This is a genomic window from Prauserella sediminis (assembly GCF_014195435.1).
GTDB lineage: Bacteria > Actinomycetota > Actinomycetes > Mycobacteriales > Pseudonocardiaceae > Prauserella > Prauserella salsuginis.
The window spans coordinates 1,235,226-1,258,726 of the sequence record NZ_JACIBS010000001.1 but is presented as its reverse complement, the minus strand read 5'-3'; the positions used below and the strand labels follow the sequence as shown (position 1 = coordinate 1,258,726).

Annotated in this window: 21 protein-coding genes and 2 tRNA genes; 15 read left to right on the top strand and 8 right to left on the bottom strand. The window is 70.1% G+C overall.

The genetic code is table 11. From position 1 onward, the window contains the following. Positions 1-86: 86 nt before the first annotated feature. On the top strand, positions 87-458 hold the full coding sequence (locus FB384_RS05590) for an iron chaperone (RefSeq protein WP_183779781.1): 372 nt from the start codon (positions 87-89) through the stop codon (positions 456-458). Positions 459-526: 68 nt separating this feature from the next. On the opposite strand, the gene FB384_RS05585 is transcribed toward FB384_RS05590, so the two are convergent. Then, positions 527-1,186, bottom strand: coding sequence for a TetR/AcrR family transcriptional regulator (locus FB384_RS05585; RefSeq protein WP_323985127.1), 660 nt, complete (start codon positions 1,184-1,186; stop codon positions 527-529). A 529-nt stretch (positions 1,187-1,715) separates the two neighbouring features. On the opposite strand from FB384_RS05585, the gene FB384_RS05580 reads away from it, so the two are divergent. From FB384_RS05580 to FB384_RS05550, 7 genes are all read left to right on the top strand, one after another. Then, positions 1,716-2,219: a carboxypeptidase-like regulatory domain-containing protein gene (locus FB384_RS05580; protein WP_183779778.1), complete on the top strand. Its 504-nt coding sequence runs from the start codon at positions 1,716-1,718 to the stop codon at positions 2,217-2,219. Further along, the gene (locus FB384_RS05575) at positions 2,216-3,439 is read left to right on the top strand and encodes an MSCRAMM family protein (protein ID WP_183779774.1); all 1,224 of its coding nucleotides are present in this window, start codon (positions 2,216-2,218) and stop codon (positions 3,437-3,439) included. Before FB384_RS05580 ends, FB384_RS05575 begins: the two co-directional genes overlap by 4 nt. Before the next feature lie 183 nt (positions 3,440-3,622). Continuing rightward, complete coding sequence (locus FB384_RS05570) at positions 3,623-4,378, top strand: SDR family oxidoreductase (protein ID WP_183779771.1); 756 nt, start codon at positions 3,623-3,625, stop codon at positions 4,376-4,378. A gap of 20 nt (positions 4,379-4,398) precedes the next feature. Continuing rightward, a complete protein-coding gene (locus FB384_RS05565; RefSeq protein WP_183779768.1) occupies positions 4,399-5,256 on the top strand; it encodes a LysR family transcriptional regulator in 858 nt (285 codons plus the stop codon). Positions 5,257-5,640: 384 nt separating this feature from the next. After that, positions 5,641-6,843, top strand: a complete 1,203-nt coding sequence (locus tag FB384_RS05560) for an MFS transporter (RefSeq protein ID WP_221212650.1) — start codon at positions 5,641-5,643, stop codon at positions 6,841-6,843. A 286-nt stretch (positions 6,844-7,129) separates the two neighbouring features. Then, positions 7,130-8,347 (top strand): formaldehyde dehydrogenase, glutathione-independent, encoded by a 1,218-nt coding sequence (gene fdhA, locus FB384_RS05555; protein WP_183779763.1) that lies wholly within the window; start codon positions 7,130-7,132, stop codon positions 8,345-8,347. A gap of 268 nt (positions 8,348-8,615) precedes the next feature. Next, positions 8,616-9,320: a tyrosine-protein phosphatase gene (locus FB384_RS05550; RefSeq protein ID WP_183779760.1), complete on the top strand. Its 705-nt coding sequence runs from the start codon at positions 8,616-8,618 to the stop codon at positions 9,318-9,320. Positions 9,321-9,439: 119 nt separating this feature from the next. On the opposite strand, the gene FB384_RS05545 is transcribed toward FB384_RS05550, so the two are convergent. From FB384_RS05545 to FB384_RS05535, 3 genes are all read right to left on the bottom strand, one after another. Beyond that, complete coding sequence (locus FB384_RS05545; protein ID WP_258937971.1) at positions 9,440-9,925, bottom strand: DUF309 domain-containing protein; 486 nt, start codon at positions 9,923-9,925, stop codon at positions 9,440-9,442. Between the two features lie 193 nt (positions 9,926-10,118). After that, positions 10,119-11,879, bottom strand: a complete 1,761-nt coding sequence (gene ctaD, locus FB384_RS05540; RefSeq protein WP_443687892.1) for an aa3-type cytochrome oxidase subunit I — start codon at positions 11,877-11,879, stop codon at positions 10,119-10,121. A gap of 371 nt (positions 11,880-12,250) precedes the next feature. Then, a complete protein-coding gene (locus FB384_RS05535; protein WP_228725965.1) occupies positions 12,251-13,282 on the bottom strand; it encodes a GNAT family N-acetyltransferase in 1,032 nt (343 codons plus the stop codon). 292 nt (positions 13,283-13,574) lie between these two features. Here FB384_RS05535 and FB384_RS05530 point away from each other — a divergent pair, with 292 nt between their 5' ends. From FB384_RS05530 to FB384_RS05500, 7 genes are all read left to right on the top strand, one after another. Beyond that, the gene (locus FB384_RS05530) at positions 13,575-16,376 is read left to right on the top strand and encodes a putative bifunctional diguanylate cyclase/phosphodiesterase (protein ID WP_228725964.1); all 2,802 of its coding nucleotides are present in this window, start codon (positions 13,575-13,577) and stop codon (positions 16,374-16,376) included. 359 nt (positions 16,377-16,735) lie between these two features. Beyond that, positions 16,736-16,807, top strand: a tRNA-Thr gene (locus FB384_RS05525). A gap of 210 nt (positions 16,808-17,017) precedes the next feature. Continuing rightward, a tRNA-Met gene (locus FB384_RS05520) sits at positions 17,018-17,091 on the top strand. A gap of 54 nt (positions 17,092-17,145) precedes the next feature. Then, complete coding sequence (rpmG, locus tag FB384_RS05515) at positions 17,146-17,313, top strand: 50S ribosomal protein L33 (protein ID WP_075848953.1); 168 nt, start codon at positions 17,146-17,148, stop codon at positions 17,311-17,313. Positions 17,314-17,562: 249 nt separating this feature from the next. After that, a complete protein-coding gene (locus FB384_RS05510; RefSeq protein ID WP_183779759.1) occupies positions 17,563-18,657 on the top strand; it encodes a S1 family peptidase in 1,095 nt (364 codons plus the stop codon). A gap of 194 nt (positions 18,658-18,851) precedes the next feature. After that, positions 18,852-19,301 (top strand): FAS1-like dehydratase domain-containing protein, encoded by a 450-nt coding sequence (locus FB384_RS05505; RefSeq protein ID WP_183779757.1) that lies wholly within the window; start codon positions 18,852-18,854, stop codon positions 19,299-19,301. Continuing rightward, positions 19,298-19,696: a MaoC family dehydratase gene (locus tag FB384_RS05500; protein ID WP_183779754.1), complete on the top strand. Its 399-nt coding sequence runs from the start codon at positions 19,298-19,300 to the stop codon at positions 19,694-19,696. The genes FB384_RS05505 and FB384_RS05500 overlap by 4 nt, the downstream gene beginning before the upstream one ends. A 5-nt stretch (positions 19,697-19,701) precedes the next feature. On the opposite strand, the gene FB384_RS05495 is transcribed toward FB384_RS05500, so the two are convergent. The 4 genes from FB384_RS05495 to FB384_RS05480 all read right to left on the bottom strand — a co-directional run bounded on the left by FB384_RS05495 (position 19,702) and on the right by FB384_RS05480 (position 23,480). Then, complete coding sequence (locus FB384_RS05495; protein WP_183779751.1) at positions 19,702-20,658, bottom strand: DUF1648 domain-containing protein; 957 nt, start codon at positions 20,656-20,658, stop codon at positions 19,702-19,704. After that, positions 20,655-21,005 carry a GntR family transcriptional regulator gene (locus tag FB384_RS05490; RefSeq protein WP_183779748.1) on the bottom strand — a complete coding sequence of 117 codons (351 nt, stop codon included), beginning with the start codon at positions 21,003-21,005 and terminating at the stop codon, positions 20,655-20,657. Before FB384_RS05490 ends, FB384_RS05495 begins: the two co-directional genes overlap by 4 nt. Positions 21,006-21,175: 170 nt before the next feature. After that, positions 21,176-22,075, bottom strand: a complete 900-nt coding sequence (locus tag FB384_RS05485) for a hypothetical protein (RefSeq protein ID WP_183779745.1) — start codon at positions 22,073-22,075, stop codon at positions 21,176-21,178. Positions 22,076-22,247: 172 nt separating this feature from the next. Next, positions 22,248-23,480: a pyridoxal phosphate-dependent aminotransferase gene (locus FB384_RS05480; protein WP_183779742.1), complete on the bottom strand. Its 1,233-nt coding sequence runs from the start codon at positions 23,478-23,480 to the stop codon at positions 22,248-22,250. Positions 23,481-23,501: the final 21 nt, after the last annotated feature.

Sequence of the window (23,501 nt, the reverse complement as noted above, 5' to 3'; positions counted from 1 at the left end):
TGACCACCCGCGGCCCGCGACTCCGGGGCCGTGCCCGGCGTTCGGCTGTAGCCCCCGTAACGGCTGATGGGGGCTACAGTCGGTCCATGGCACGCGCGCAGAGCGTCGACGAGTACCTCGACAGGTTCGACCCGGTGGTGCGGCAACGCCTCGAGACGGTGCGGGAGCTTGCTCGGGAGGCGGCCCCCGGCACGACCGAAGCCGTCAAGTGGGGCGAACCCGCGTGGATTCACGCCTCCGGCACGATCCTGTTCATGCTCGGCGGCTACGCCAAGCACATCAGCGTCGTCTTCACCCCCAGCACGCGCGAGGCGTTCGACGCCGAACTCGGCGACTTCAACCCCGGCAAGGGTTCCGTCAAGATCGGCCACACGCAGGACATCCCCGAGGACCTGCTGCGCCGCATGATCGTCCACCGCATCAGCGAATACGAACGCGACGGCGTCAACTGGATGTGACGGCCCCCGTTCCGGTCGAACCTGCGACCGGAACGGGGGCACGGACCTTGCGGACAACCCCGCGCAGGTCAGCTCACGGGCGCCTGCCAGACCCCGACGATCGCGTCGACGAGCCCCGTTGCGGCGTCGGACCAGGTATCGCGCGGTGTCGGTGTTCCCTTCGCCAGGGCGCGTTCCCGGTCGGCGACCATGTGCATCATCAGGTGCTTCGTGATGTCGGAACGCTCGGCACATACCTCCGGAGGCAGGTGCGCCACGCACCGGTGCAGCTCCTGCACCGCCGTCGCCATGGCCGGATCCGCACGGAACCGCCGGTCCAGGATCGGATGCAGCATCGGATCGGTCACCAGCTGGGCGTTGAACCGCGCGAACCACGTCGGCCTGCCCAGCTCCGCGAGGTGGTCGGTCACCGGCAGTACGACGCACGCCACCCAGTCCCGCAGCTTCGGGTCGTCGCCGACCTGCGCGACGTGGTAAGCGCGGCGGCGGGCGAGCGCATCCTGGTGCCGTTCGACCAGCGCAGTGATCAGGTCGTGCTTCGTGCCGAAGTGGTAGTGGACGGCCGCGTTGTTTCCCTGGCCCGCGGCTTCACTGATCTGCCGGTTCGACACGTTGTAGACGCCCTGCTCGGCGAACAGCCGCTCCGCCGTGGCGAGAATGATCTCGCGAGTCGATCCCGTGGCGGGCGGCTGCACCGTTTTCCCGGCGGCGTTGTCCGACGTCGTCACCCGTGACCCCCTCACCGAGGTTCCCGCGTTTCTCCCTTTCGGGCGCGCACCGCGCCGACGTCCGTGCCCGGCACGAACGCCATCTCCGACACGTTACGCCAGGTCAGCGGGGTTCGTTACGAATCGTGACGTGACTGCCGTAGACGTGCCCCCTGTGGGTGAGTATCCGGTGTCCGAATTCCGCCGGTCGACTGTGTGTAGCGCGACGTGCTCGCGTGTCACGCGCCCGTGTCGGATCGGTGTCGGTTCGGTGAGAATTCGCCGTCGGCCCAGGTGGCGGCGGGATCAGCAGAGGAAAGCTCACATCGCCACCCCGGTGTGCGCCGCCTCCGGAGCGTGCGCGTCCCGTGTCAAACAGTTGCTTTAGCTGTCGCAAGGGTGGTAAATACCGGTACTCGCGTCACTCATCCGGTGGAATCGCTGCATGTTGCAAACCCGGGTACGGGTGTCCGGGCCCGTCACCGCCCGGCGTCACCGTGTGTCCGGGTCGGTGTGCGGCCGGAAGTCGGGACGACCTGTGGAGGAACGTGTGAGGTTGTGGAAGCGGCGCTCCGCCGCGGCCGAGTCACGGCAGGCGGACACTCCGCCGGATGCGACGCCCGCCGAAGCGAGCCGCGATGTCCCCACGGCCTTCCGGCCCGCCACGGCTCCCGACCTCCACGCCGCCGGCGAGCCCGCCCCCGTCCCTCAATCGCAGGCGGGCCCCGCGCCTGGCCACGCACAGCCGCCGGCCCGCACGGTTCGCGGCCGCGTACTCCACGCCGAGGCCGCCGCACCCCACGCCGGGCAGCCGCCCCACGGTGGACAGACACTGCCCGCCGTCACCACCGTCACCGCGTACCGCCGCGACGGCGCCGTGACGGGCAGCACCGTGAGTGAGGACGGCTCATACGTACTCGACGGCCTGCCCGCCGAACCGCTCACTCTCGTCGCCGTGGAGCATCCCGCGGTGCACGAGGAGGTCGTCGTCCGTGCGGGCGATCAGCGGCACGACATCGCGTTGCCCGCGTTCCCGAGGAGGGCTCCCCGGTGAGCGCGCGAGGCGAATACCCGCAGTGGCCGCAGGAGGAACCGCCATCGAACGGGTTCGGTGCGGGCACCGTCGGCATTAACGGGAGCGGCATCAACGGATCGGGTGGCTACGGGGCCGGCAACAACGGGGCGAGCGTGAACGGCACCGGTGTGCACGACGAGTCGAGCACCCGTGGCGGCGAATCCGACGACCACGCCGTGGAGTCCGGCACTCTCGCCGACCTCGGACTCTTCGACGAGCGTGGTGACGCCGGTGAACGCGAAGACCTCGGCGGCAGCGGCCTCTCCGGCGAGTCCGAGCCCGCGGCCGGTGCCGACGGCATGGTCCGAGACTTCGGCAGCATCAGCGGGCTCCGCGGCATGCGCGCGAGAGCATTGGGCGGACAGCAGCCGACGACGGTGCTGTCCGGCGTCGTGCAGGGCGGGCAGCGTCCGCTGCCCGAGGTCACGGTGACCGTCACCGACCGCACCGGCTCGCAGTGCGCGCGGGCCACCACGGACGCGAGCGGCGTGTTCCACGTGTCCGGGCTCGAACCCGGCAGTTACGTACTGGTGTTCGCGCGTGCCGGTTACCGTCCACAGGCGACGGTCGTGCCGCCGGGGCCGATGCCGTCGCGTCTCGACATCACGCTCGAACCGACGTCCGGTATCGGCGGCACGGTGCGGGAACGTATCGCCGGCAGGCCGATTCCCGGCGCCACCGTCACCGCCATCGGTGCGGCGGGCGAGGTCATCGCCAGCACCGTGTCCGGAGAGGACGGTGGCTACTACCTCGCGGGCGTCGACGCCCCGCAGATCACGCTGGTCGCCGCGGCGCCCCTGGCCGATCCCGTCGCGACGGTCGTGGCGCTCAACGAAGGCCCGGTCACCGACGCGGACCTGGAACTGGAGCTGCGCGGAGCCCTCACCGGGGTCGTCACGTCCGGTGGCTGGCCGTTGTCCGGCGTACGGCTGCTGTTGCGCGGTGCCGACGGCGCCGTCGTCAGCTCGACCGTGACCGACGACGGCGGCCGCTACCGGTTCGGCGCCGTCGCTCCCGGCAGCTACACGGTGACGACCGCGCCCGCGGCGCCGTGCGTGCAGACGATCGGGCCGAGCGCGACGCTCGCCGACCTGAGGCTGCGTGCGGCGTCGGCCGAAGGGGCCGGCGGTGATCCCGACCCCGGCCCGGCCACCGAGGTGTTCGCCGCCGTGCCGCCGCAGTCGCCCCGCGGAGGCTGAAGGCCCGCTTGAGGACACGCGCGGCGGTCCTCGCCGGGAGAACCGCCGGGAGAACCGCAGGTGAGCCGCCGGGTATCCGCGCCGCTTGTGGCCCCACGCGAATCGCGTGTTTCCCCTCGTCGTCGCGGCGCTCCTAGCGTCGGTGACGTCACAACGGCGAAACCGATACGAGGGAGTCACACCATGGCCGAAACGGACCTGCGCGACAAGGTCGTCGTACTCGGAGGCGGCGCGAAGAACCTGGGAGGGCTGCTCGCCAGGCGGCTCGGGCAGCTGGGCGCGAAGGTGGTCGTCCACTACCACAGCGACGCGTCCGCATCCGACGCCGAGAAGACCGTCGACGAGGTCACGGCGGCGGGCGGCGAAGCCGTGACCGCGCAGGGCGACCTCACGCGCGTCGCCGACGTGCGCGCCGTGTTCGACGCCGCGGTCGACCGCTTCGGGCGGGTCGACGTGGCCGTCAACACCACGGGCATGGTCCTGCGCAAGCCGATCCTGGAGACCACCGAGGAGGAGTACGACCGCATGTTCGCCGTCAACTCCAAGGCGGCGTACTTCTTCATCCAGGAGGCGGGCCGCAGGCTCAGCGACAACGGCAAGATCATCAGCCTCGGGACGTCGCTGCTCGCCGCGTTCACCGACGGCTACTCCACCTATGCGGGCGGCAAGGCGCCGCTGGAACACTTCACCCGCGCCGCTGCCAAGGAGTTCGCCGACCGCGGCATCTCGGTCAACGTCGTAGCGCCCGGTCCGATGGACACGCCGTTCTTCTACCCGCAGGAGACGCCCGAGCGGGTCGAGTTCCACAAGTCGCAGGCGATGGGCAACCAGCTCACCCAGATCGAGGACATCGTGCCGATCATCCTGTTCCTGGCCACCGACGGCTGGTGGTTCACTGGTCAGACGATGTTCCCGAACGGTGGCTACACCACCCGCTGATCGCTGCGAAAGGCTGACGCGTGGGTCTGGACCTGTACAAGCTCGACCACCTCGTCGCCGTGGCCGAGGAGGGCAGCTTCACGCGAGCGGCCGCACGGCTGCACATGTCGCAGCAGGCACTGTCCACTTCGGTCCGTGCGCTGGAGCGCCAAGTGGGCGTCGACCTGTTGGCACGCGGTTCCGCCGGCGTGACGCTGTTGCCCGCGGGGGAAGCGCTGCTGGCCGACGCGCGCGTGCTGCACGGCGTCGCGCGGTCGGCCGTGCAGCGGGCACGCCGCATCGGCCGCGGCGAGCGCGAGACGCTGCGCATCGGGCACACGCCCGCCGTCACCGGTGACGAGGTGACCGCGCTGTTGCCGGCCGCGGGCAGCGACACGCGCGTCAACCAGCGGTACCCGGACGAGCTGACCCGCGAGTTGCTCTCCGGGGAGCTGGACCTCGGGTTGTGCCGCGCGATGCCACCCGCGCGCGGCCTGGCCCGCACGCTCGTGGTGCGGCAGCGGCTCCACGTTGCCGTGGCCGAAGGGCACCCGCTGGCCTGCCGCACCCAGGTTCAGCTCTCCGAGCTCGCCGACCAGGAGATCATCGTCTGGGGCGAACCGGGACGTTCCGGATACACGGACCTGCTCATCGGCCTGTGCCGTGGCGCGGGATTCGAGCCGCACACGCGCCGGAACCCGGTGCAGGGCACACCGCCCGTCACCGCCGTGACCGGTACCGACGGTGTCGCGTTCGTCACCGCGGCACCGGGACCCGCCGCGGGCGGTGGCGTGCGGGTGCTGGAACTGGCGCCCCCTGCCCACGTCCCGCTGCACGCGCTGTGGCCGCAGCACACGGCCTCCGACGCGAGGGACGCGTTCCTCGAATCGGTCAGCTGACCCGTCGGCGGCGCCCTCCCCACCGCAGCCGGGGAGGGCGCCGCCGCATACTGAGGCCGCCAGGGGTCGACACGATCATGAGCAGGGGGCCTCGATGACACGGGGAATCGATCGGGCCGGTGACGCCGAGCGGGTGGCCGACGCAGGCCAGGCAGGCACCGACCGGACGGCGGCGTCCAGGACGGTCCCGTCGCACCGCGGCGAGCCCGGGGCCGTGGTGTGCCGGGTGGCGGTGTCCGTGTCAGCGGTGTCCCGCGCGGCGGCGTCCCGGGGTGCGGCGTCCCGGGGTGCGGCGTCCCGAGGTGCGGTGTCCCGGGGTGTGACGTCCAGGGCGACGGCCTCCCGGCGTGCGACGTCAGGGAACGCGGTGCCCGAGACGGCAGCGTGACCGCCGCGGTGCCGGGGGAGTCGGGTCGCACCGCGCGCTGGTATCCGCACCTGTGGGCGGGCACGCTGCTGACGCAGGCCGCCTACAACGCCGCGCGCATGCTGGTGTCCTACCGCGTGCTCGAGCTCGGCGGCGACGGCACGGCGCTCGGGGTGATCACGGCCCTGTTCGCGCTGCTGCCGCTCGTCGTCGCGGTGCCGGTCGGCAGGGCGGTCGACAACGGCCATCCCGCCGGCGTGCTGCGGGCCGGGGTGGCCGCGACCGTCGCGGCGTTGCTCGTGCTGGCCCTCAGCACCGACCTCGTCGTGCTCGCGGCCGGCAACATCCTCCTCGGGTTCGCACAGATCCTCGTCACGGTCGCGGGGCAGGGATTCATCCCGCTGCTGTCGGACGCCCGCGACATCGACCGCCGCTTCGCGGGCTGGGCGCTCGCCACGTCGATCGGCCAGACGGCCGGACTGCCCGTCGCGGGCCTCGTGACCTCGGCGAGCAGCGACTCCGGCGGAGTGTCGACCACGGCGGGGCTGCTGGCCCTCGCGGTGCTGGCCGCGCTCGCGGTGCCGTCGGCGCTGCTGATGCCCGTCGTGGGAGCACAGCGGGCACGCGCCGAACAGCACGGCGCCGCCCAGTCGGTGCCCTCCATGCTCGCCACACCGGGTATGCGCCCCGCGATGTTCAGCAGCCTCGTCGTACTGACGTCGATGGACGTGCTCGCCGCGTTCCTGCCCGTGCTCGGCCACCAGTACGGCTTCGGTGTGCTGACCGTGACCGTGCTGCTGATGCTGCGTACCGGCTCCGCGATCGTCGCGCGCACCTTCCTGCCCGCACTGCTGCGCGTGGTGCCGCGGCGGTGGATGCTGTTGGCCGCGACGCTGTGTTCGGCCGCTCCTATGGCGCTGATCCCGGTGATCCCGAACCCGGTCGTGATCGGTGTGTTCCTGGTGGTCGTCGGGTTCCTCTGGGGCGTGGGGCAGCCACTCACGATGAGCTGGGTGGTGAGCCTGGTGACCGAGCGCAGCCGCGCCTCGGCGCTGTCGCTGCGGCTCACCGGGAACCGCCTCGGGCAGGTGCTCGTGCCGCTCGGCGCGGGTGGCATCGCAGGAGTGGCGGGCGCCGGGTCGGTGTTCCTCGTGACCGCGGCGCTGCTCGGCCTCTCGGGAGGATTCACCTGGCGCGCGGTGCGCGGCACGAACCTGTGACCTCGTGGCCCGCGGGTCCTCCAGTCGTGCGCGCGTCTCCTGCGCCCGCCCGTCGCCCGGCCGCCCCTCACTGAAGCGCTGGCGCGCGACTGTGCCCTCGCGCGTGTTCTGCGTTCGGACCCGCGTGTCCTGCGTTCGTGCAGGCCGGTCGCGCCCGTGCGGCGGCGTGGCCGGCGTGGCGATCGCCGAGTGGTCGTTCGCCGAATGGTGTTCACCGTGCCGCGCTACTACGTTGACGTATGCGTGGATACGCATCCAACCGGCCAGCAGACAAAGGGGTTCGCAAATGCCGGACAATCGCGTTGTCGTTTACAAGTCGCCCGGTGAAGTCGCGGTGGAATCGATCGATTACCCGAAACTGGAATTGCCCGGCGACGTTGTCGAAGGGCTCGGAATCAAGAAGAAAGCGCCGCACGCGGCTATTCTGAAGATCGTCACGACGAACATCTGTGGCAGCGATCAGCACATGGTGCGAGGGCGCACGACCGCGCCCGTCGGCCAGAGTCTCGGCCACGAAATCACCGGCGAGGTCGTGGAAGCCGGCGAGGACGTCCTGTTCGTCAACCAGGGTGACATCTGCTCGGTGCCGTTCAACATCGCGTGCGGCCGGTGCCGGATGTGCAACGAGGGAAAGACCGGGATCTGCCTCAACGTCAATCCCGCACGCCCCGGCGCGGCCTACGGATACGTCGACATGGGCGGCTGGATCGGCGGTCAGGCCGAATATGTCATGGTGCCGTTCGCCGATTTCAACCTGCTCAAATTCCCGGATCGGGACCAGGCGTTGGAGAAAATCCGCGACCTGACGATGCTGTCCGACATTTTCCCCACCGGATACCACGGTGCGTACACTGCCGGGGTCAGCACCGGCTCGACCGTCTACGTGGCTGGTGCGGGACCCGTCGGACTGGCGGCCGCACACGCCGCACAACTGCTCGGGGCGTCGGCGGTGATCGTCGGCGACATGATCCCGGAGCGGCTCGGACAGGCGCGGAGTTTCGGATGTGAAACGGTCGACCTGCGCAACGACGCGCCGTTGGCGGACATGATCGAGCAGATCGTCGGTGAACCCGAGGTGGACGCGGCCGTCGACGCCGTCGGCTTCGAAGCGCGCGGACACGGCAAGGACGCCGGTGAACAGCCCGCGACCGTGCTCAACGACGTGATGGGTATCGCGAGGGCGGGCGCATCGCTCGGTATCCCCGGCCTGTACGTCACCGGCGACCCCGGCGCTCCCGACGAGAACGCCAAGGTCGGCCAGCTCGGCGTGCGGATCGGGCTGGGATGGGCCAAGTCCCACTCGATGACCACCGGCCAGTGCCCGGTCAAGCAGTACAACCGGAAGCTGATGAACATGATCCTCAGCGGCAAGGCCGACATCGCCAAGGCCGTCAACGCCACCACGATCTCGCTCGACGAGGCGCCGCAGGGGTACCAGGAGTTCGACAGCGGCGTGGCCCGCAAGTTCGTCATCGACCCGCACGGGATGGCCCCGGCGGCCTGACACCCCGCGAACCGTGGCGGCCGGTCAGGCCGCGGCGGCTGGGCAGATTGGGAGGCTCGGCAGGCTGGGGTGCGGATGCGACCGCCGCGACCGCACCCCAGCCGTGAGTGTGAAGCCGTGTTGCGCCCTCCGGGGGCCGTGTTGCGGGTTCGGGGGCCGCGTTGCGTCGCCTGTCGCCCGCTCGGCGCTCCGGTGAGCTTGGCGCGTGGTTCGCGTACTGGGCACTCCCGCCGCGCAACGAGGGCCGGACGCGACGCGTCCACTCCGCATGGAACGACATGTGGGATGGGAAGGCAGTTACAACGCACGTGACCTCGGCGGCCTGCCGACGGCTGACGGCGGCATGATCACGTGGGGTGCGGTCGTCCGGTCGGAGGAACCGCGGCTGTTGACCGAGGCCGGGTGGCAGGCGGTGCGGGAACACGGGGTGCGGACCGTCGTCGACCTGCGCAACGACGACGAACGCGCCGACGTCGTCGTGCCGAGCGGGATCGATGTGGTGCACGCACCGCTCGACCCGGTCGGCGACGACTTCTGGGCCTACTACGCCGAAACCGGGCTGCACGCCACGCCCCTGTGCTACCGCGAGCTGGTCGACAGGCGTCCGGACCTCGTCGTCACCGCGGTGCGCGCCGTGGCGGCCGCCCGGCCGGGCGGCGTCCTGGTGCATTGCGCGAGCGGACGCGATCGCACCGGCCTGCTGGTACTGATCCTGCTCAGCCTCGTCGGCGTGCCCGGTGCCGCGATCGCCGACGACTACGAACTCAGCCGCGAACGGCTCCGTCCGCTGTGGGCGCAGCTCGGCAGACCGGGCGACGAGCCGAAGATCCTCGACCTGCTCGCCCGTCACGGCACCACGCCGCGGGAGGCGTTCCTCGACGTGCATGCCGGCCTCGATGTCGAGGGTGTGCTGCATGCCGGCGGTGCCGACGACGCCGACCTCATGGCCCTGCGCCGCCGCCTATTGGCGTGACGCGGCGCAACACGGCCCCCGGGATCTGCAAACACGGGCCCCGGAATCTGCAACACGGGCCCTGGGATCTGCAACACGGGCCCCGGAATCCGCAACACGCGGCCCGAGGGGCGCAACGGTCACGGGCGCAGGCGCGGGGCGATCGTCGACGCGTCGGGCGGTTCGGTGCGAGCCGGCATGCCGGAGGCGAGGGTCGTCGCCCACTCGCACAGTCCTGCGATGTCGATGCCGTGCGGCGCCTCGCTCGTGAACGGTTCGATCGACTCGGCGCCGCGCGTGAGCAGCGAGGCCGCGCCGGTGAAGTTGCCACGCGCCGCGTGCGTCAGTCCGACCGCCAGCTGCGCCAGTCCGCGCCACAATCCGCGTTCGGCATCCGGCCCCGACTTCCAGGCGTCTTCGAACACCTCGTGCGCGTGGAACGGTTTGCCGTCGTCGAGCAGCTCCTGTGCTTCGGTGACCGTCGCCTCCGGGGTGCGTTCCACACCCTCCGGCGCTCGCTCGACACCCGCCGCTCCGTACGGCAACGGCCTGCCGAGGCCGTCGCGCGGGCGCGCGTTCCGCGCCCTGCCTTCCTCGTCCCTGTCACGCTGCAGCCGTCCACTCACGCCCCGAGTCTGACACGCCCGTTCGCGCGCGATCGTGGGCGAGTTCGCCCCGGCCACTTCCCGCGACCACAGCTCGCGACCACGGCCCGCGACCACAGCTCGCGACCACAGCCCGCGACCACAGCCCGCGACCACAGCTCGCGACCACGGCCCGCGGCTATGCCACAGCCCGCGACGTCGGCAGCCGGCTCGGTCAGGGCCGCTCGGTGTCCGGTCCTGCTGAGTCCGGATCCGCGGACCCAGCCGCGTCCGTGGTCTGCTTCGACGCCGGTTTCGGCGTGGAGTCGTGGGGTTTGACCTTGCCGGTGAACGTGATGTGGCCCTCGCCGTGGATGCGTTCCAGCATGTGCGGGTAGTGCAGCTCGAACGCCGGCCGTTCGGAGCGGATGCGCGGCAGCTCGTGGAAGTTGTGCCGCGGCGGCGGACACGTGGTCGCCCATTCGAGGGAGTTGCCGTGGCCCCACGGGTCGTCGGCTTCGACGGGGTCGCCGAACCGCCAGCTCCGCATCAGATTCCACACGAACGGCAGCATCGACGCGCCGAGGATGAACGCGCCGATGGTCGACACGGTGTTGAGCGCGGTGAAGCCGTCGCTGGGCAGGTAGTCGACGTAGCGGCGCGGCATGCCCTCCGACCCGAGCCAGTGCTGCACGAGGAACGTCGTGTGGAAGCCGACGAACGTCAGCCAGAAATGCAGCTTGGCCAGCGGTTCGTTCATCATCTTGCCGGTGAACTTCGGGAACCAGAAGTAGATGCCGGCGAACGTCGCGAACACGATCGTGCCGAACAGGACGTAGTGGAAGTGGGCGACGACGAAGTAGCTGTCGTGCACGTGGAAGTCGATCGGCGGCGCGGCGAGCAGCACCCCGGTCAGCCCGCCGAGCAGGAACGTCACCATGAAGCCCAGCGACCACAGCATCGGCGACTCGAACGTGATGCGGCCCTTCCACAGAGTGCCGATCCAGTTGAAGAACTTCACTCCCGTCGGCACCGCGATCGCGAACGTGAGCAGCGAGAAGAACGGCAGCAGCACCGCGCCGGTGGCGAACATGTGGTGTGCCCACACGGCGAACGACAGCGCCGTGATGCCGATCGTCGCCAGCACCATCAGCCGGTAGCCGAACAGGGGCTTCCTGCTGAACACCGGGATGATCTCGGTGACGATGCCGAAGAACGGCAGCGCCACGATGTACACCTCGGGATGGCCGAAGAACCAGAACAGGTGCTGGTACAGGATCGCGCCACCGTTGGCGGGGTCGAACACGTGCGCGCCGAGCATGCGGTCGGCGTACAGGCCGAGCAGCGCCGCGGTCAGGATCGGGAACGCCGCGAGCACCAGGACGCTGGTGAACAGGATGTTCCAGGTGAAGATCGGCATCCGCCACATCGTCATGCCCGGTCCGCGCAGGCAGACGATCGTCGTGATCATGTTGACCGCGCCGAGGATCGTGCCGAGGCCGGACACGACCAGTCCCATGATCCACAGATCGCCGCCGACGCCGACGGAGAACTGGGCGCGCGACAACGGCGCGTAGGCCGTCCAGCCGAAGTCGGCGGACCCCGCGGGCGTGATGAGCGAACTCAGCACGATCAGCCCGCCGAACAGGAACAGCCAGTACGAGAACGCGTTCAGCCGCGGGAACGCCACGTCGGGCGAACCGATCTGCAGCGGCAGCACCAGGTTCGCGAACGCGAACACCACCGGCGTCGCGTAGAGCAGCAGCATGACCGTGCCGTGCATCGTGAACAGCTGGTTGTACTGCTCCGGCGACAGGAACTGCTGTCCGGGCCGCGCCAGCTCGCCGCGCATGAGCAGGGCCATCAACCCGCCGGCCATGAAGAAGGCCAGCGACGTGGCCATGTACATCATGCCGATGACCTTGTGGTCCGTCGTGCGCGCGAGGCTGAGCATGCGCAGCCCGCCCTTGCGCGGTGGCGGCTCGTCGCGGGAGATCCGCGTCGGGGTCACCTCGGTCGGGGGCGTTACCGAGTGCGTGGTCACGGTGGCACCTCCACCAGTACCTTCACCTGCGGCGGGGGGACGGTCCCTTTTCGACGGTAGGTTCGCGCGGCCGTGATCGCAGCGCTTCGTCGTCGCGCGGGCGTCCCGGCGGGACCGGTGGCGACGACGGCGCACCCGTGAGGGGCGGTGGTCAGCAGACTACGGCTCCCGGAACCCGCAACACGTCGACGCGAACGCAGGACACGCGCGTCTGAACGCAGGACACGCGGGTCTGAACGCAGGACACGCGGGTCTGAATGCAGAACACGCGGGTCTGGGTGCAGGACACGCGGGTCTGGGTGCAGGACACGCGGGTCGGGGTGTCAGCCGACGGCGGGTCTCCGGTACCAGGACGTCCACAGCGGGCGGTAGCCGTGGGCGTACCAGAACGGCGTCGAACGCGGGCTCTCCAGCGCGTGGTGCAGTAACGCCGCCTCGATGTCCTCGGAGTCGAACAGCTGGTGGGCGTGCGCGACCAGGGCAGAGCCGACGCCGCTGCTGCGCGCTTCCTCCGCGACGTGCAGTGAAGCCAGGTAGGCCACGCGGTCGGCGTGCACGTAGCCGGCGATCCAGTTCGCCTCGGGAGGCAGTTCGATCTCGAGGAACCCGAGCGGCCTGCCGTACAGCTCGGCGATCCACAGCTGCGGCACCGGCCTGTCGGCCGCGAGCTGGGCGCGCGCGTCCTCGGTGAGCTGTTCGAGCGCGTCCGAGCGCGCGGTGACGACGCCGAACTGCGCGTCGTAGGCGTGCAGTTCGGCGCGCATTCGCGTCAGGGCGGGCAGATCCTTCTCCTCGGCCGCGCGGATGCGCACTCCCGGTACGGCGGGCGGGCCGGCCCCCAACCGGTTGGCGGGCCGCACCGCGAGCACGCGGGTGGCGGCGAATCCGCGGCGTAACAACGCCGTAGTGCCCGTGGTGTCCCTGCTCGGCCGCGTGACGACGGCGGCGCTGTCCCAGCCGTACCCCTCGTCGTAGGACACGGCCTCCGCGAGCTGGTCCTCCCACCGGCAAAGCAGCCCGTCGACGGCGGCGCCCGGGTCGCTGCCGGCCACCCGCAGGTCCAGCCGGTACTCGACCAACGGCCGCCACAGCGACCCCATCGACCGCGGGGGAACCGCCGACCGGGTGGCGAACGCCATGCCGTCGCGGGTCCGCAGTACGGCCGACGCCGATGCGGCGGGATTCGTGAACGTGGGCAGCAGCGGGTCCGTGGCCGCCATGCGCTCGGCGTAGCCGTCGAGGACGGCCGTGTCGCGATCGGCGCCGCCGCGGGCTCCGTTCCTGCCGTGCTGGGCGTTCCTGTCGCGCTCGGCCTCGTGGTCGGATCCGGTGTCGTGGGCCGGCTGTGCCTGCATGTCCCACCTCCCTGTAGGCATCGTGGCTCGACCGCCTTCTATGGCGTATCTCACCGAGTGCACATCATGACATCCAATGGGTGATCAGCAGCTGCTACTGGCCGCGATCGACGCCGATGGGGTATCACTCGCATGCGGTTAACGAAGCCTTACGTTCATGTCGGGCTCACGCCGAGTTGACCTGACGGTGGTCAAATCAGATGCTTTGTCCGTCGTGCGGGGTACGGTTTATGCCTCGTTCGCGGACAGTTGTCGTCCGCATCGGGACATCCAGCCGACGAGTGAAACGCGGATGGTCAAGGAAGGGGAAGGTGGCATGGGCCAGGCACGCCGCGCGCCCGCGGGCACGAGCGCGCAGGCAGGCGAGCCCGCCGGATCCGCCGCAGGTGGACCCGGCCGCGCGGACCGATCCGGTTCCGACGACCCGGCCCGTTCCGACGACCCGTCCCGATCCGCGGAGCGGTCCGGTCCCGAATCCCCGGGGTCGTCGACCACCCCTGCGACGCGTGGCGACGAGTTCCGGTTCCGTCTCTACACCGCGTTCGTTCTGGCCGTCGGCATCCTCGGCGCCATCTCCGTCGCCGAGTTGCAGCCGTTCGAGGGCTCGGCGCACCTGTGGTGGATCGGCCCGCTGCTGGCGGTGTCGTTCCTGGCCGCCGAACAGCTCGGCGTCAACGTCGACGTGCGCAGCGGCATCTCGTGGACGATCTCCTTCACCGAGATACCGCTGGTCATCGGCTTCTTCGTCGCGCCGTTCGAAGTGGTGCTGGCCGCTCACGTCGTCGCCGGCGTCACGACCCTGCTCGCGCGCCGCGTCACCGGACGGGTGCTGTACAACGCCGGTGCGTTCCTCATCGAGGTCACCAGCGCGTTCGCCATCGCCCACGTCGTGGCCTCCGCGCTAGGCCAGCCCGGAGGCATGCCGTGGCCCGCTGCGCTCGCGGGCACCCTCGCGGCACCGCTGGCGAGCACGATCCTCGCGATGGCCGCGGTGCGTGTGCTGCGGCGGCGCATGCAGATCGGCACCGTCGTCCGCCTCGCCGCGCGGATCCTCGTCGTCGGCTTCGTCAATGCTTCCGCGGGGCTGACCGGCTACCTCGTCATCGAAGGCACTCCCGGCGCCTGGCCGATCGTCGTCGCCGTGAGCATCGGCCTCGTCGCGCTGTACTGGGCCTACTCCGACCTGCTGCGGGAACAGCGCGACATGGAGGCGCTGTTCGACGTCAGCCTCATGGTGGCCCGCTCCGACCACCAGGTCGCCGCTCAGCCCGCGGGCAAACCGGGCGAACTCGAAACGGGTCTCGATCTCGACGAGTGGCACAGCATCGCCGAGCGCATCAAGGACCAGCTGGCCGCCGGCCGCGTCGTGCTGCGCCTGCGACTCGAACCGGACGAGCCCATGCACGTCCTCGTCGTCGGCGGTGACCTGCCGGACGAACAGCTCCGGCCCGACGATCCGCTGCTGCGGCTGCCCGGCGCCAACGTGCGGCACTTCCGGCTCACCGACGGCAACGTCGCCGTCAGGGCCGCGCTCGGCGCCCGCGGCGCCCAGGAGGCCCTCGTCGTGCCGCTGCGCAGCGGTAACCAGCTCCTCGGCCTGGTCGAAGCGCACGACCGACTGTCCCGTTGGCGTGGCTTCGGCAAGTACGACGTGCAGCTCCTCGGCACCATGGCCAGCCACCTCGCCACCGCGCTCGACAACCGGAGGCTGCTCGCCACGCTGCGTCACGACGCGTATCACGATCCGCTCACCGGGCTGCTCAACCGGCCCGGCTTCCGCCAGATCGCCGCCGAACCGCTCGCCGAGCGCGTCGCCGAGCCGGCTGCTCCCGCGCAGGCCAACGCGCAGGCGCAGGCCATCGTGCTGCGCCTCGACCTCGACGTCTATTCCACCGTCAGCGACGCCCTCGGCTACGCCTGGGCTGATCGTATGGTCGTCGCCGCGGGCCGTCGTATCCGCGACGTGCTCGGCCCCGAGGTGCCGCTGGCCCGGCTCGAAGGCGCGTCGTTCGCCGCACTGCTGCTCGACCGGACCGCCGACGAGGCTCACGCCGTCGCCGAACGCCTGCGCGCCGAGGCGTCCGATCCGTATCCCGTCGAGAAACTCAGCGTCGAAGCCAACGCCATGGTGGGCTATGCCTGCAGCAACGTGGCGGGCGACGACGGCGACAACCCCGACGTCGACGCACTCCTGCAGCGCGCCGACGTCGCCGTGCGCGCGACCCGCGGCGGTGAGGAGGTCCGCGGCTACGTGCCGAGCATGGGCCAGATCTTCCTCCGTCGCTTCCAGCTGGTCACCCAGTTCCGGCAGGCGCTCGAGGACGGCCAGGTCAGCGTCCACTACCAGCCCAAGGTGTCGCTGCCGGACAAGAACGTCGTCGGCGTCGAAGCCCTCGTGCGGTGGGTGCACCCCGAGTTCGGCCGGGTCAACCCCGACGAGTTCGTGCCCGCCGTCGAAGCCACCGGACTCGTCGGCGCGCTCACCTCGTTCGTGCTCGACCAGGCGCTCGACCGGGTGCGGCGGTGGCTCGACGAGGGCATCGAGATCTCCGTCGCCGTCAACCTGTCCGTGCGCAGCCTCGCCGACGAGGGTTTCGCCGACGAGGTCGCCGACGCCCTCACCCGGCACGGTGTCCCCGCGCGGCTGTTGACCTTCGAGATCACCGAGTCCGCCGTTATGGCCGACCCGCAGCGGGCGCTGCCGATCCTGGGTGAACTGCACGACCTGGGCATCGAACTCGCCGTCGACGACTTCGGCACCGGCTACTCGTCGCTGGCCTACCTGCGCAGGCTCCCCGTCGACCAGGTGAAGATCGACAAGAGCTTCGTGTTCGGCATGAGCAGCGACCTCGGTGACCTCGCCGTCGTCCGCTCCATCGTCGAGCTCGGCCACTCGCTCGGACTGTCCGTCGTCGCCGAGGGCGTCGAGGACGACTCGTCCCGCGACCAGCTCGAAGCCATGGGCTGCGACGTCGCGCAGGGGTATCTGATCTCGCGGCCGCTGGCCGAGGACCGCCTTGAGGCGTGGCTGGTGGCCCGCACGGCGCGCTCGTCGGGCCATCGCGACGAAACGGTGCTGACCCTGCTGACGTGACGGATGCTGCCGCGCTGGTGCCGCCAGTGCCGCTGTGACGGTGCCGCTGTGACGGTGCTGCCGGAGGGGTGCGCCGACGGGATGACGTCGCCGCAGCGCGGACGCCGGTCCCGCGACTGTGGCCGTGGTCATCGCCGCGGCTGTGGCCGTGGGAGACGTCGCTGCGACGGCAGGGCCGACGGTGGGTGTCACGGTCCGAGACGCCACCGTGGAGGGGCTCCGCCGATGCGGATGCCGACGAGGGCTCCGCCGGAGGCCGGGCGGCTGACCTGAGGTTTCACCGGCGACGGTAGGAAACGCCACCCCCGTGTTCGAGCGACCTCGGTCCTCGGGTACTCTATTCGAGGCTCGTTGAGCACGCCCCTTTAGCTCAGTGGCAGAGCGTCTCCATGGTAAGGAGAAGGTCAACGGTTCGAACCCGTTAAGGGGCTCGCGATTGGGAGTGGTCTGCCGACGGACTGAGTCGGCCTGGATCGTTCGCTGATCATTGTGGGGGCGTAGCCCCCACACCCCACCCGGGGGCTTCGCCCCCGGACCCCCGGACCTGAAGTCGGCGGACGGGTTTGCGGTGCGGTTCTTGTGCGGGGCGCGCCACAGGAACGTCCGTTTCGGCTGGGTTTGGGCTAGGTTGGGGTAGGCAGGGCGGGGTAGCTCAGGTGGTTAGAGCACACGGCTCATAATCGTGGTGTCGCGGGTTCGAGTCCCGCTCCCGCTACTCGGACTATACGGCCACGGCGGTGGCCCACTCATCGTTGAAAGAGGAAAAACCGTGGCTTCTTCCACCGACGTTCGCCCGAAGATCACCCTCGCGTGCGAGGAGTGCAAGGACCGCAACTACATCACCAAGAAGAACCGGCGTAACAACCCGGACCGTCTTGAGATGAAGAAGTTCTGCCCCAAGTGCGGCACGCACCGTGCCCACAAGGAGACCCGCTGACTCCAGCGGCCTCCCGGCCGACAGCCTTCGAACCGCCCTCGCCACACCGGCGAGGGCGGTTCTTTGTGTCCAGGGCCCCACCGGCTGGTTGTCACGACCACACACATCCCGCGGGACGACTTGTCAGTTTCTGAGCAATCGCAACCCCAGTGAGAAAGATCCCCTCGAAAGGACCTACCCGGCGATTGATCGCCAACTCACACTCCTCGGTGACACATCCCAACCCTGCGGGAAAGTGAGTTGTCGGTCATGAACACGTCGCGCAAGAGCGCCATCACCGCCGCCGCGGGTGCGCTGGCCCTGGGGTTGTTCGCCCCGGCCGCATCCGCATCCGTCCCGGGTATCGAGGGCTACTCGGACGTCGTCGCCGATGAAGCGATCACCACACTGACGAGTGAACGTGGCATCAGCGAGACAGCCGCCGCGAACCTGCTCCAGACCCAGCAGGAGAGCGTCGAAACGCTCGACGAGGTCAGGTCCGCCATCGCAGGCGACCTCGTCGGCGAACACCTCGACGCGACAGGCAAGCCGGTCGTCACCGTCGCCACGCAGGCGGCCGCAGTCACGGCCGAGGCCGCAGGCGTCACCGCCGAGGTCGCCGAACACACCACCGAGCAGCTGGATGCCGCGCGGGCGAAACTCGAATCACTGCCCACCGTGGCGCACACCTCGCTCGGTCTCGACCCGGCCGCGAACCAGCTCGTGCTGACCATCGGCGAGAAGGCCGCCGACGACGGCGCGCGCAAGCTCACCGCCGCCGCGGCGAAACTGGGTGACACCGTGCGCGTGGAACACGTCGCAGGCGGCATGCAGCAGAGCATCTACAACGGCGAAGCCATCACCGGCGGCGGCAGTCGCTGCTCTGCGGGCTTCAACGTCAACGACGGCTCCCAGAACTACATCCTCGACGCCGGCCACTGCACCGGCGCCGTCTCGCAGTGGAACGTCGGCCCGTCGGTCGACGCCAGCTTCCCCGGCAACGACTACGGCCTGATCCGCAACGACACCGGCAGCGCACCCGGCGCCGTCACGCTGTGGAACGGCAGCACGCAGGACATCAGGTCGGCCGGCAACGCCACGGTCGGCCAGGACATCTGCAAGAGCGGCTCGACGACGCAGCTGACGTGCGGCACCGTCCAGGCTCTCGACGTCACGGTCAACTACGCCGAGGGTGCCGTCGACGGACTGATCCAGACCTCCGCAGCGGTCGATTCCGGCGACTCGGGCGGCTGCCTGTTCTCCGGCAGCACCGGCGTGGGCATCACCTCCGGCATGGGCGGCGGCAGCTCCTACTTCCAGCCCGTCACCGAGGCTCTGTCCGCCTACGGCATGTCCCTGAACTGACCGATACTTCGCCAACTCCTCACGCCCCCAAGGGCACCTGTGGCTCCCGCCCGCCGGCCCGGCTCCTCAAGGGCACGCTTGCGCGTGGCTGTGTTCGAGGCCGAAGGTGTCCTTGGGGGCGATTCTGTGCGCAGGACCGGCCGGCCGATTCGGTCCAGTGGGTGAAGGATTCACCGGCCGGTAGAGTCTGCGCCGTGCCTTTGGAACCGTCATTCATCGGGCGCACGTACCCGCCCGAAACGACCTACGAGGTCGGCCGCGCCAAGATCGCCGAGTTCGCGCGCGCCATCGGCGACGACAACCCGCTCTACCGCGACGTCGAGGCCGCCAAGGGTGCCGGGTACGCCGATGTGATCGCGCCGCCCACGTTCCTGACGATCATCAACATCCGTGCCATCAACGCGGTCGTCGAGGACCCTGAACTCGGGCTGGACTACGACCGCATGGTCCACGGCGATCAGCGGTTCGTGCACCACCGGCCGGCGCGGGCGGGCGATCGGCTGCAGGTCACGGTGCACATCGACGACATCTTCGTGCGTGCGGGCAACGACTTCCTCAGCGTCCACGCCGACGTCGCCACCGACGAGGGAGAACCCGTCTGCACCACCTACGCCCAGCTCGTCGTCAGGGGGGAGCAGTCGTGAACGTCGGAGACGAACTGCCCGGGCTGACGGTGCAGGTCACCCGCGACCAGCTGGTGCGCTACGCCGGTGCGTCGCTGGACTTCAACCCGATCCACTGGAACGAACGGTTCGCCACCGAGGTCGGGCTGCCGAACGTCATCGCCCACGGCATGCTCACCATGGCGCTCGGCGGGCGCGTTGTCACCGACTGGCTCGGCGACCCCGGACGGGTCGTCGAATACGGTGTGCGCTTCACCCGGCCGGTCGTCGTGCCGGACGACGACGAGGGCGCCGAGGTCGAGTTCACGGCCAAGGTGGCCGAGGTCCGCGACGACGGCACCGCCCGCGTCGACATCACGGCCAAGTTCGACGGGAAGACAGTGCTCGGCAAGGCTCAGGCGATCGTGCGCGCGTAGCCGTGTCAGGGGCGTTCGGCGGCGACCAGGTCGTTGACGAGGCCCGCCGCCCGCTCGGCGTCGTCGACGGTGGCCTTGACGACGTGGCCCGACGTCAGCGTGACGGCCAGGGCCTCTCCCGCGCGCACCTTGAACGCCGTGTAACCGAATCCCCTGCGGAGTCCGTATCCGCCGGCGCTCCACACGGACATCTGCTCCACGTGGGCCGATGCGATCTCGTCGAACGTCAGCGTGCGGTGAGGGAACCTGAACAGTCCGAGCGTCAGCGTCACGCCGGTCGCGTCGACGCGCGCCCGCACGCGGCAGGTCGCAGCGAGTGCGAGGACGGCGACGATCAGAATCAGGGCGTACGGCATGACGTCGAGGTCGTCCAGGCTCAGCTGCAACACCAGGAACAGTCCGATGACCCCGATGCCCGCGAACGCCATCGGGTAGTTCGTTCCCGCGCCGATCCACACGGCGCGCTCGCCCGGCGCGAGGCCGGCCGAGGGGAGGTCGCGCGGCTCCGGGATGGCTGCTCGCGGAGTCGGCCCCGTCAGCAGCGTCGCGAGTGCACCCGCCGCCACGCTCAGCCCGATCGCCAGCGTGACCGCGCCCCACGCACTGCGGGCCTGCTGCCAGGACGCGACGTCGAGCGTCGCCCACATGGACGCGATCAACACCCCGGCGGGCAGCGTCGCGAGCCAGGCGGCGAACCCGATGGCGGTGCGCGGGACGAAGGCTCCGCGGTGCCGCATCACCAGCGCGGTCACCGTCGCGACGACCGCCGCTGCGGCGCCCAGTCCGAGCGTCCAGGCGGTCATCGACGTCAGCGCTGTCCCGCGGTCGGGGCCGCCGGTGCCCCAGTGCGACACGATCGTGTCGGGGAGGCGGCCGGCCCACGCCGTCCGCAACACGTAGGCGACCGCCAGGACGACGAATGGGATACCGGCGGTGGCCAGCGTGAGCCGGGCTGTCCTCATGCGAACTTCTCCTTCACGATCTCGGTGAGCTCGTCGAGGTCGACGCCCACGCGACGTGCCTCGTCGGCCAGCTCTCCGGCCAGGATGTTGAGTCGCGCGCGGGTGTCGGCTGCGCCGGTGACGACCGCTCCGCGTCGGCGTCGCAGTTCGATCAGCCCTTCGTCCCGCAGAACGCCGTAGGCGCGCAGCACGGTGTGCACGTTGATGTCCAGCGACGTCGCCACTTCCCGGGCGGGTGGCAGCTGCTGACCCGGTGCGAGATCGCCCGCCGCCAGCGCGCGCCGGACCGACGCGGCGACCTGCTCGAACAGGGCGGCCGTCGACGCGGGGTCGATGCGGATCAACATAGTTCTAACTGTACTAGAACAAACGCAGACTTGGGATAGCGTCTCCGGGGTGACCGTCCCCAGGCGTTCACGGGGGCACCTGGGAGGTCGTGGTCTGGCATCGGGTCGTGTTCGACGCAGCGGCCGTGGAAGTTCGCCCGCGCAGTTCGTTCACAGGCAGCGCGTGAGGATCAACGGCAGGTGTCGTACTCCGCGCGCAGCTGGCGCTGGAGCTCGATCGCCTCGGCCGTGTAATGGTCTCGGGGATTCTCCTCGCCGGCGGAGTTCGGATAGTTGCAGGCGGCCACGTGTACCGCGCCGGAGAACTCACGCGGCGCGTCTTCGGGCTCCGGTGCGTGCCAGTCGAGCATCAACGGGCGTTCGGGCGTGGGTTGCGTGGCATCGATGATCGCGTCGAGTTCCTCGCGCGCGGATCTCGGGCTGCGCACTTCCACGGTCAGTGCGGTCAGCGCGCCGTCCTCGACGGTCACGGAGCTCACCTCGGAGTGGAAGCCGGAGAGCCGGTCTCGAATGCGTTTCTCGTCGGGTAGGCGGAAGGGGAACGCGACGGTCCACACCGGGCTGTCGTCGCGGGCGATGACGGTCGCTTGGATCCGTTCGTCGGCGAACTCGCTGCGTACGGCAGCCAACGACGTGGTGGCGGTGGGAGAATCCCTCAGCGCGAGCTCGGTACGGGACCAGTTGATTTCCGTGCCGGGAACCGCCGCGCGGACGTTCCGGAGCTGTTGCGCGCGTTCGGCTACCTGCGCGGGTTCGGGGGTGGCGCCGAAGCTCGCGGTGGTCCTCGGCGCCACGAGAAACTCCGTGGTCTGGGTGTAGCCCTCGAAGTGGTCCTGTTTGAGATCGTTGATGCGTCGTGCAAGATTCGCCAGCTCGTCCTCGGATGCCGTCTCCACCGTCAGTTCGAGGGTGAGCCGTGCGCCTGCGGTGAAGTCGTTGGAGTAGATCGTCGAGACGTCGTCGACGCCGGACATCGAATCGAGCTCGGTCTCCAGGCGTTCCACTTCCTGGTCGCGGTCGGGTAGGCCGGTGCAGCCGGTCAGTGCGGCGCAGATCGCGAGCACGGACACCAGCCGTGCGCAGTGGGGCCGGGCCACTTCAATCCCCTGTTGTCAGATGTCGAACGGGATCAGTATGGCTCACGGAGGTCGCCCGGTGCCTGTGTACGGCGGCCCCGGACAGCAACCCGGCCCCGGAGACGGTGGCTCCGGGGCCGGGTTTCGACTTCGCGCTGCTCTGTTCCTACTTCGCCTCGGCGAGGAGGTTCGCCACCCGGTTCACGCCCTCGACCAGTTCGGTCTCGGCGAGCGCGTACGAGAAGCGGAAGTAGCCGGGCGTGCCGAACGCCTCGCCGGGCACGACCGCGACCTCGGCCTCGCGCAGGATCAGATCGGCCAGGGCGACCGTGTCCTCGGGCCGCTCACCGCGGATCTCCTTGCCGAGAACCGCCTTCACCGACGGGTAGGCGTAGAAGGCGCCCTCCGGCGTCGGGCACTCGACACCGGGGATGTCCGACAGCAGCGACACGATCTTCTTGCGCCGCGCGTCGAACGCCTCGCGCATCGAGTGCACCGCGTCCAGCGACCCGGCGACCGCGGCCTCGGCCGCGCGCTGGGCGACGTTGGAGACGTTGCCGCACAGGTGCGACTGGAAGCTCGAGGCGGCCTTGATGACGTCCGCGGGTCCGACGATCCAGCCGACGCGCCAGCCGGTCATCGAGTACGTCTTGGCGACGCCGTTGAGGATCAGGGTCTGGTCGGCGAGCTCCGGCACGACCGCCGGCATCGACGCGGCCGTCACGCCGTCGTAGACGAGGTGTTCGTAGATCTCGTCGGTGACGACCCAGATGCCGTGCTCGAGCGCCCACTTGCCGATGGCCTCGACCTGCTCGCGCGGGTAGACGGCACCGGTCGGGTTGGACGGCGAGTTGAACAGCAGGACCTTCGTCTTCTCGGTGCGAGCGGCCTCCAGCTGCTCGACCGTGACGAGGTAGCCGGTCGTCTCGTCGGCCGTCACCTGCACCGGAACACCGCCCGCGAGCGTGATCGACTCGGGATAGGTCGTCCAGTACGGCGCGGGCAGCAGCACCTCGTCGCCCGGATCGAGCAGTGTCGCGAACGCCGAGTACACGGCCTGCTTGCCGCCGTTGGTCACGAGCACCTGGGCCGGATCGCAGCGGAAGTCGGAGTCGCGCAGCGTCTTCTCGGCGATCGCCTCGCGCAGCTCGGGCAGTCCTCCCGCGGCGGTGTAGCCGTGGTTGACCCGCTCGCGGGTGGCCTTCGCCGCGGCCTCGACGATGTAGTCGGGCGTGGGGAAGTCCGGCTGCCCCGCACCGAATCCGATCACCGGGCGGCCCTCGGCCTTGAGGGCCTTCGCCTTCGCATCCACCGCGAGCGTCGCGGACGGCGTGATGCCCGCGATCCGCGCGGACACTCGGGAACGGGGACGGGTGGATGTGGTTCCAGGTGTGGGCATGGCTACAGTTTTCCACGCGCC

Bases quoted from the DNA above. Each gene is read 5' to 3' on its own strand.
- FB384_RS05590 (WP_183779781.1), top strand. From the start codon at position 87: ATGGCACGCGCGCAGAGCGTCGACGAGTACCTCGACAGGTTCGACCCG.
- FB384_RS05570 (WP_183779771.1), top strand. From the start codon at position 3,623: ATGGCCGAAACGGACCTGCGCGACAAGGTCGTCGTACTCGGAGGCGGC.
- fdhA (WP_183779763.1), top strand. From the start codon at position 7,130: ATGCCGGACAATCGCGTTGTCGTTTACAAGTCGCCCGGTGAAGTCGCG.
- FB384_RS05550 (WP_183779760.1), top strand. From the start codon at position 8,616: ATGGAACGACATGTGGGATGGGAAGGCAGTTACAACGCACGTGACCTC.
- FB384_RS05535 (WP_228725965.1), bottom strand. From the start codon at position 13,282: ATGCAGGCACAGCCGGCCCACGACACCGGATCCGACCACGAGGCCGAG.
- FB384_RS05530 (WP_228725964.1), top strand. From the start codon at position 13,575: ATGGTCAAGGAAGGGGAAGGTGGCATGGGCCAGGCACGCCGCGCGCCC.
- FB384_RS05510 (WP_183779759.1), top strand. From the start codon at position 17,563: ATGAACACGTCGCGCAAGAGCGCCATCACCGCCGCCGCGGGTGCGCTG.
- FB384_RS05495 (WP_183779751.1), bottom strand. From the start codon at position 20,658: ATGAGGACAGCCCGGCTCACGCTGGCCACCGCCGGTATCCCATTCGTC.
- FB384_RS05490 (WP_183779748.1), bottom strand. From the start codon at position 21,005: ATGTTGATCCGCATCGACCCCGCGTCGACGGCCGCCCTGTTCGAGCAG.
- FB384_RS05480 (WP_183779742.1), bottom strand. From the start codon at position 23,480: ATGCCCACACCTGGAACCACATCCACCCGTCCCCGTTCCCGAGTGTCC.